Source organism: Oceanisphaera sp. (assembly GCF_052084945.1).
Lineage (GTDB): Bacteria > Pseudomonadota > Gammaproteobacteria > Enterobacterales > Aeromonadaceae > Oceanimonas.
The window spans coordinates 1-8,721 of the sequence record NZ_JBQDEX010000049.1; the positions used below are offsets into that span (position 1 = coordinate 1).

Sequence of the window (8,721 nt, forward strand, 5' to 3'; positions counted from 1 at the left end):
CATTGCCTTTGGGTCATTGCGAGGAGTGCAACGACGCGGCAATCCATCCCACAGATAGCGATACGCTATACGCCTAGCGCGGTACGAAAAAACCAACCCGTTTTATCGTTAGCGTATAGTGTACAACCTTAGACGTCGCGCTTTCTTTGGAATGGATTGCTTCGTACCTCGCAATGACAGCGTAAGGGCGAAAGCAGAGTTAAGTGTTTGTCAGTTAATTCAACATTCAAAATCCAACATTCAACATTGCCTTTGGGTCATTGCGAGGAGTGCAACGACGCGGCAATCCATCCCACAGAGAGCAATACGCTTTACGCCTAGCGCGGTACGAAAAAGCAAAACCGCGATTTTCTTAACGTAAAGCGTATTGCTTGTTCTGACAGCTGATAGCTTACGGCTGACAGCTCACCAAAGGGGCTTAGGCAGCTCCCGAAGGGGTTGTTAAACCTTCAATTCATCCGGTATTGGCAAGTCTTCTTTTAATGGATTAGGTCTATTCCCTTTGCCCTTGCGCCAGTTATTTAACTGAAACACATACGCTAATACTTGGGCGACCGCCACAAACAGACCATCGGGAATTTCGCCACCAATTTTAGTAGAAAAATAAATAGCACGAGTAAGAGGCGGTGATGAAATAACAGGAATTTCATACTCTCGAGCAATTTCACGAATTTTAAGGGCAACTTCATCCATGCCCTTAGCAACAACAGTCGGAGCCGCACCAGGGGCTGATTGATCGTAGCGCAGTGCCACCGAAAAATGCGAGGGGTTCACCACCACCACATCCGCATCCGGCACATCGGCCATCATACGTCGGTTGGCCATTTCTTGCTGCATACGCCGAATACGCCCTTTTACTTCCGGCTTGCCTTCAGTATTTTTATATTCATCTTTAATTTCTTGTAAGGTCATTTTTAACTGGCGAGTGTGGTTCCAAATTTGAAACGGCACATCAATGGCCACAATGGGCAACAAGGCCATACACAGCAAAAGCCCCATATGCATTACCAACTCGGTAGCATCCACCATGGCTGCATTTAAGGTTTCACCACTTAAACTTAAAATATTCTCAAACTGCCCCATAAGTATCGATATAGATAAAGTCGCAATAAACACCACCTTAGCCACCGACTTCAACAACTCCACCATAGATTGCACGCCAAACATGCGCTTAAACCCCTTAGCAGGGCTCATTTTATTGAGCTTGGGCATCATGGCTTGGCTACTAAAATTCACTCCGCCCAGCAAACTGTTCCCCACTAAGGCGGCCACTAACACAATCAAAAATAACCCCAACAAGGGCAAGCCTACGCCAAATATGGCACTGGCTAAGGCAGGCATCATAGATTCGGGATCAAATAACGCCGCGCGTTCTATGGTAAAGCTACGCTTAAATACCGTCGACATCGCCTCACTCAACGGCCCCCCTATCATAATTAAGCCCAAAGCACCGCTCATTAGCACAGCGGCGGTACCTAATTCTTTAGAGCGAGCAATCTGGCCTTTTTCTCGAGCCTGGCGAAGGCGTTGCTCTGTGGGGAGTTCGGATTTTTCCTGACCGTCTTCTGACTCTGCCATTTAGCCCCCTTCGCAGGTTAACAACAAGGTATTGCACATCACTAACTGTAAGCGTACCCACTGATTTTCAAAATGACCTAAAAAACCGCCCAAAGTCAGCCATAAAATAAACAACCCACATACCATGCTCACCGCAAAACCAATACTGAATACGTTCAGTTGAGGCGCAGCTCGGGTCATAATGCCAAAGGTAAAGTTAATCAGCAGCATGGCGACAATGGCCGACAACGACATGGCCACGGCGGCATAAAATATCAAGCTTAATAAGCCAGCCAAATTTTGCCAGCTCGCCACCGAAATACCGCTCATAGAAACTGGCAAGGTAGTAAAGCTCATCACAATGGCTTCAATCATTACAAGGTGGCCGTTTAGCGCCAAAAACAATAAGGTGCCCAGCATTAAATAAAGCTGGCCTACTACAGGAGTGGATTGACCATTAAGCGGGTCGACCATAGAGGCAAACCCCAAACTGGTTTGCATGGCCACCACTTGGCCTGCGGTTACAAAGGTTTGTAGCAAAAACTGAGACAATAACCCCACGGCGGCGCCAATTAATACCTGTTGCCCCGTTATCAAAAAGCCCCCCACCGAGAATAAGGCAACATCAGGCATTATGGGTAATACCGGAGCCACTGCAACAGTAATGGCCACCGCCAACAGTAACCGAGTAAACATAGGCGTTAAATTGGCACCAAACATCACCATGGTCATCATCATGCCGGCAATACGACATAACGGCCAAATATAACTGGCAACCCACAATAATATTTGTTCAGTAGAAAAGTTCACGCGGTTCCTCTTAGAAAAAGCGAGAAGCTAAAGAGCAGATCCTGACCTTCGTCGGGAAGACGGCTTAAAAACAGCGCCGAGCGCCCAGCTAAAGAACAACACCTCACTGGGTTAGCCTTGGGTTTTAGCCGTCTTACCGGGCTCGCCCCGGTATCTGAGCCCTTCGGGCAGCGGTAAGCTAAAGACATACACCGTCTTTTGTAGGTTTAATGTTTTTCTTTAACTTCCAGCTTCAAGCTTACGGCTGATAGCTGTCAGTCAACCTACTACCTGCTGTATTTGTGCTATTTGCTCAAAAAAGAAGTCCATTAGCATACTAAAGCCCCAATGAGCCCCCACTGCTAATGCCCCTAAGGTCACTAACAAGCGCGGCAAAAAGCTCAAAGTTTGCTCGTTAATAGACGTAGCGGCCTGAAATACCGCCACCACTAACCCAATAGAAAGACTGGGCAAAATAACGGCCGACACTAATACAGTAACCAACCACAATGCACTGCGAAAAATATCAACAAAGACTTCTGGGCTCATTATCCCACTCCTAAGCCAAAGCTATTAGCTAATGTCCCCATAATCAGGTTCCAGCCATCAACCAGCACAAACAACATTAGCTTAAAGGGTAATGAAATAATCATCGGCGATAACATCATCATCCCCATCGCCATCAAAATACTGGCAACGACCAAGTCAATAACCAAAAAAGGCAAAAATAGCATAAAGCCAATTTGAAACGCCGTTTTTAGCTCGCTGGTTACAAAAGCCGGTATTAGCACTCTTAACGGCACTTCTGCTTCGCTATCTACCTGTATATTCGCAATATTAAGAAAGGTATCGAGATCTTTAACCCGCGTCTGCGACAACATAAAGTCGCGCACCGGCACCTCTGCCCGCACTAAGGCTTCTTTTGAAGTGATCTCTTCCGATAAGTAAGGCTGTAAAGCGTCATTATTCACCCGATCAAGCACCGGCGACATAATAAAAAACGATAAAAAAAGACTAATACCAATTAATACTTGGTTATTTGGGCTTTGCTGCAAGCCCATCGCCTGTCGTAAAATTGACAGTACAATAATAATCCGTGTAAAAGAGGTCATCATAATGACGATCGCGGGCAAAAAAGACAGCGCCGTCATTAACGCTAATACTTGCAGTGTTAGGCTATATTCTTCACTACCATCGGCATTGGTAGTAACGGTTACCGCCGACATGCCCTGCTGCGCCATGGCAGGTGATGACCATAACAACCAAACTGCCATCACTAATAATAGCGGCAAAATAGAGGTCAATAGAGGAGATACCCCGTTAAGGCGCTTCATCATCAACCGTCCCCTTGCCCCGTTTGTTTAATAAAAAAGTGGCCTGCTCTGGGGCAAGCGGTGTGTCTAATTTGCCCAAGCCAGAAATCTGTTGTGCAGTAACCCCCAGCAGCCACTGCTCTTCTCCCACCTGTACCACCATTAGCCGCTCACGTTGGCCAAGCGCCAGCGAAGACACCACTTTAAGCTGTCGGCTACCACCCAATAAAGAGGCACCACGCAAACGGCGTAGCAACCAGCCCAGTACCAAAATAAGGCCAATCACCAACAAAGATGACAGCCCCCAAGAGCCCCAGTTCACCTCGGGCCCTTGAGCAAAAGCCAATTGGGGCAACAGCAGTAAGATAAATAATAGCGGCATTATTTTAACTTTTTAATACGTTCAGTTTGGCTGATCACATCGGTCAGTCGAATACCAAACTTATCATTCACTACCACCACTTCACCATGGGCAATGAGGGTGCCGTTTACCATCACATCGAGAGGCTCACCGGCCAAGCGATCTAGCTCAACCACAGAGCCTTGATTTAACTGCAATAAGTTACGGATGCTAATTTGCGTACGCCCCACTTCCATAGAAATGGTAACCGGAATGTCTAAAATGGCATCGAGCTTACGCCGTTCCTCCCCCGATAACGGATTATCGGCAGAGGCATTAAAATCATCCAGCTCCACGGGTTTGGCATCATCGGCGTTTGAATCCCCAGCATCCGCTTGGGCGTCTTGGGTTTCTTGCTCAGCCATGGCTTCGCCCCACACATCATCTATCTCGTTTTGCTCATCACTCATGGCGCATCCTCAATGGTTCTTTCTAACTCTTCTAATTCTGCTTCACCGTCAATGCGTATGCCGCGGCGTGTGACTTCATTAAGCTCAGTTTTAACGGTTTCTGGCTTTTTAATTTTTTCACTAATACGTATCGCCATTTTTTCACCCGCGCGTCCTAATTGACCACGAAAACTGGGTAACTCCTCCACCGACACCAACAAATGCTCAGGCATATCAATAGGAATAATATCCCCCGCTTGCAGCTCCATAATCTGTTGCAATAGCAGGTCTTTTTCGAGCAAACGCACCGACATATCTACTTTTACATCTAAGATTTCGTCGCGTAGCGCCTTGCCCCAGCGCAAATCATTTTCGCCTTTATCACTTTGTACACCCGCATCAAGCAATTCGCGAATGGGCTCCAACATGCCATAGGGCAGGGTAACGTGAAAATCACCGCCGCCGCCGTCTAATTCAATGTGAAACGAGCTTACCACCACCACTTCAGTGGGGCTTACAATATTAGCCATGGTTGGGTTTACTTCAGAGTCTAAATATTCAAACTCCACATCCATTACCGGCGCCCACGCTTCTTTGTAGTCTTCAAACACCAGCTTTAGCAGCAGTTGAATCACTCGGCGCTCGGTAGGTGTAAACTCACGCCCTTCTATTTTGGCATGGCGGCCATCACCACCAAAAAAATTATCTACCAAAATAAACACCAAGCGCGCTTCCATGGTTACCAAGCCAATACCTTTTAACGGCCGAAAACGCACCATATTTAAACTGGTCGGTAAAAACAGTGAGTGAACATACTCACCAAACTTAATCATTTGCACGCCATTCACCGACACTTCGGCGGTGCGGCGCATCATATTAAATAAACTAATGCGCATGTGGCGGGCAAAGCGCTCATTCACCATTTCAAGCGTTGGCATACGCCCACGCACAATGCGATCTTGAGAAGAAAAATCAAACATCGCAACGCCGCCAGCGCTATTTTCCGCCTCTTCTTCTACATCATCCACCCCGTGTAACAGGGCATCAATTTCATCCTGAGATAATAGATCGCTCACGATTCACCTATTGCATTACGATACTGGTAAACAGCACTTTTTCGATTAAAGAAGTGCCCAGTTCTTCGGTTAGCACAGCGTTAAGTTCATTCACTGCCTCATTACGTACGGTTTTTTTACCCTCTGCAGTAATATAATTATCAGCACTTTGGCCGCTAAACACCTCAAGCAAGGTGCTTTCAAGTAAAGGTAGATGACGTTGAGCCTCAGCTTGGTTTTTATTACCCCGCACCATAAGTTGTACTTCTACTTGTACTAACCGCTCACGCCGCCCTGCCACCACAGGAAAAATAAAAGGCTGACTCAATCCAATATACAGCGCCTGATTATCCACCACTGGCGGCGCCTCTGTTGCACTACCTGACGGTTTTAAAAACCATACGCCAGCGCCACCAACTCCTAGCAACAACACAGCAATTAAAATTAAAACAACTTTACGTTTATACCACGCCACTTTGGGCATAATGAGATCGTCAGCCATACGATTCCTTGAATTCTGATAAGCGATTAGGTCTTGCCAAGGCGCCTAGTTTACCCGTTTATTATGCAAAATAATCTATTCTACTGGTATCTTGTGCAGTGCGTTGTGCTAACGCGCCACCAGCCATATCTATGTGACCGTTTTCTCCCTCTCTTGCCCCGAGCGCGGTGTATGTCCCCCCAAGATTATTGCTCTCATCACCTGATTGTCTTTGCTGAGATTGCTGTTGAGAGCCTTGTTGCGCTTGCTGCCCGCTCTGACTCAGCGTTTGCCCAGTAAATTGCTGCTGTTGTTGTCCTGACTGGCCTTGTTGCCCCTGCTGACCTTGTTGTTGCCCTTGGTTTAACTGCATACCTTGCTGACTTAACATTTCACGCAAGCGCGGCATTGCCTGCTCCATCAATTCGCGAGCCTGAGGCTGACTGGCCACAAATTGCACCTGCACTTCACCTTGTTCAATTTTTACTTGAATTCGCATCGCCCCAAATTCAGACGGATTTAGCTTAATATCCGCCTCTTGCAGATTTTGACTTACCACCACCTGAGCTTGTTGCGCCAACTGTTTGGCCGTTTGCTCAGCAGAGCCTTGTAAAGATACCGCTTTATCTAACGTGGGCACTCGCTCAGCCCCAAGAGATTGAGGGCTTACCTCACGCGCAGTTGCCATTAGGCCTGCGTCTGGGGGAGTTATGGTTTGTTGGTGAGTACTGGCATCTGCAAGGCGGCCACTCGATAACTGAGCAGAAGAAAGCTCGGGGGCTTGTTCTGAGTTTTTATCACTTAATGCCGCTTTTAGCTCTTCAGATAACACAGGCGTGTCTTTAACTTCTAAGGCTACTTTTTCACCTAGTGCTACCGACTTGCCATCAGCCCCTTGCTTCACACTGCTTTCGGGTGACTGGGACCAGCGCCGACCATGTTCAATTTGTGCTAACCACTCCGGCGCCCGTATTTGCGCTGCCGATGTACCACTGGTCACCTCAGCAGCCTTCACTTGAGCTTGTATAGCGGCTTTATCACTATCAGTTTGTCCACTAACTGATATATTCGCATCAGCCAATATCTTTGCTGCATCCGCGGATGTGCCACTGGCCGCTGCTTTTGGGCCATCAGAAGAGCTCGCTGGTTGAGTTGCCTCAGCATGGGGTTTTGTGGCTCCCGCAACAGCTTGGGCTAAACGCGTGGGCTGAAAGTCCGCCTCAGACGCTGGCTCTTTTGTAGCAGTGGGGGCGTTATTTGATAATGACTCTTGCCCCTGGGATGAGCTAGCCCCCGCACTTTGGCCTGGTAAGGTTGTGGCCTGAGGCTGTCTCTGAGTTACCTTGTTAGTAGGATCTGCCGGCGCCTTACTGGCACCAGCAGTAGATGCTAGCGACTCAGCTTTAACCGTATCACCGGTGTTTTTGCCAGCCTGCCCTGTCTCTTTATCGGCCCGCTCACTTTTTTGATCTAACTTAGCGCTTAGGCTCGCCGACGAGCTCTCTGCTTGTTTGTCCGTAGTCGCTTGTTTGTCTGCAGTGGCCTGCTTATCTGTAGTGGCTTGCTTGTCTGCACTAGCAATTTTCTCATCATCAGCCCCTTCGCTATCGCCCGCTTGAGCCTGAGCTTCATTGGCCAGCGGCAAAGAATTGCCGCCCAATCCAGCTTTGGTATGGCCTGCGCCCTGAGCTGCTTGCTCAGGCGAAGCAGCGTGAGTTGAAGGTTCACTGTTGGCCATGGCGGCCTGAATAGGCGTTGCCAATAAAGCAGACGCTTGCTCATCCTCACCATCCTGTTGAGAGGCCGCCTCTGTGTTAGGAGTATGAGTTTTCGCGGTGGCTAGTTCGTCTGTTTCAGCGTCTTCATTTTTAGCATCAGTCTTAGCGTCGGCGTCGGTATCAACCTCTGCCTCTGCCTCGGCTTTGTCTGTTATTACCTGCATATCAGGCGCTAATTCTGACGGCTTTCCTTCAAGCTTAGCAGAGGAGGATGACTCACTGGCCAGAGCTGATTGTTGTGAAGCAGTTTCTTGGGTAAATAACTCAGCAAACATGCCCGCCTCTTTACCCGCCGGCGCATCCGCAGCTTTACCTGCCTTTTCTTGGCCAGCCTGAGCCTGTACCGACATGATGTTCATTGTCATAATAAAACCACCCCATTAATTTAGCAGCTTAGCCGTTAGCCACTGGCAACCTTGCCAACTCTCTCGCCTACCAAGCTAAAACAATGCAATAATTGAACCAGAAGTGAAAGCTGCGCTAAACTAAACAAAAGCACCACTCCTTGGGGAGCTCTCACCGCCTTTTGTAGTAGCTGCTTTAGCTGCTAAATTTGGCGCAGCCGAATAAATAACAGCTGTAATACTCATCTACCCCGAGCTAGGATGAAATTTATACGACCTCTTTAGGCCTTGCTATGGTTTTTAGTCGATTGAAATCGCCCCAACAGAAGCCATAACAACGCGGTAAGTAAATAGGCTAAGATACACAGAAGACGTGGACGACACTAAATAGCGGCACTTCTTGCGGAGCAAAAAGGTTTATCTCATCCTCCTCACGCTTCATACCTCACAAATGAGTTTAATGTTTTTCTTTAACTTCCAGCTGACAGCTTTATTCTCAACGTTTTTTTTGCTGATAGAAGCGATAAATAGCCATATTATCCATCATTTTTTGCTCTTGGCGATTGCTTTCAATTTGCTCGCGCTCAGCTTCGCGCTCTAACAGTTTTTCAATCG

The 8,721-nt window shown here is 47.7% G+C and carries 9 protein-coding genes; all 9 read right to left on the bottom strand.

What is annotated here, in order from left to right:
* Window positions 1–441: 441 nt before the first annotated feature.
* The 9 genes from flhB to ACTHY5_RS06340 all read right to left on the bottom strand — a co-directional run bounded on the left by flhB (window position 442) and on the right by ACTHY5_RS06340 (window position 8,127).
* A complete protein-coding gene (flhB, locus tag ACTHY5_RS06300) occupies window positions 442–1,578 on the bottom strand; it encodes a flagellar biosynthesis protein FlhB (RefSeq protein ID WP_441877859.1) in 1,137 nt (378 codons plus the stop codon).
* Window positions 1,579–2,367, bottom strand: a complete 789-nt coding sequence (fliR, locus tag ACTHY5_RS06305; RefSeq protein ID WP_441877861.1) for a flagellar biosynthetic protein FliR — start codon at window positions 2,365–2,367, stop codon at window positions 1,579–1,581.
* 258 nt (window positions 2,368–2,625) lie between these two features.
* Window positions 2,626–2,895 (bottom strand): flagellar biosynthetic protein FliQ, encoded by a 270-nt coding sequence (locus ACTHY5_RS06310; RefSeq protein WP_441877863.1) that lies wholly within the window; start codon window positions 2,893–2,895, stop codon window positions 2,626–2,628.
* Window positions 2,895–3,680, bottom strand: coding sequence for a flagellar type III secretion system pore protein FliP (gene fliP / locus ACTHY5_RS06315; protein ID WP_441877890.1), 786 nt, complete (start codon window positions 3,678–3,680; stop codon window positions 2,895–2,897). Before fliP ends, ACTHY5_RS06310 begins: the two co-directional genes overlap by 1 nt.
* A complete protein-coding gene (gene fliO / locus ACTHY5_RS06320) occupies window positions 3,667–4,041 on the bottom strand; it encodes a flagellar biosynthetic protein FliO (protein WP_441877865.1) in 375 nt (124 codons plus the stop codon). The genes fliP and fliO overlap by 14 nt, the downstream gene beginning before the upstream one ends.
* Window positions 4,041–4,469, bottom strand: a complete 429-nt coding sequence (gene fliN / locus ACTHY5_RS06325) for a flagellar motor switch protein FliN (RefSeq protein ID WP_441877867.1) — start codon at window positions 4,467–4,469, stop codon at window positions 4,041–4,043. The genes fliO and fliN overlap by 1 nt, the downstream gene beginning before the upstream one ends.
* Window positions 4,466–5,524 (bottom strand): flagellar motor switch protein FliM, encoded by a 1,059-nt coding sequence (fliM, locus tag ACTHY5_RS06330; protein ID WP_441877869.1) that lies wholly within the window; start codon window positions 5,522–5,524, stop codon window positions 4,466–4,468. The genes fliN and fliM overlap by 4 nt, the downstream gene beginning before the upstream one ends.
* A gap of 7 nt (window positions 5,525–5,531) precedes the next feature.
* Window positions 5,532–6,005 carry a flagellar basal body-associated FliL family protein gene (locus ACTHY5_RS06335; protein WP_441877871.1) on the bottom strand — a complete coding sequence of 158 codons (474 nt, stop codon included), beginning with the start codon at window positions 6,003–6,005 and terminating at the stop codon, window positions 5,532–5,534.
* A gap of 61 nt (window positions 6,006–6,066) precedes the next feature.
* Window positions 6,067–8,127 carry a flagellar hook-length control protein FliK gene (locus tag ACTHY5_RS06340; RefSeq protein ID WP_441877873.1) on the bottom strand — a complete coding sequence of 687 codons (2,061 nt, stop codon included), beginning with the start codon at window positions 8,125–8,127 and terminating at the stop codon, window positions 6,067–6,069.
* Between the last annotated feature and the right edge of the window lie 594 nt (window positions 8,128–8,721).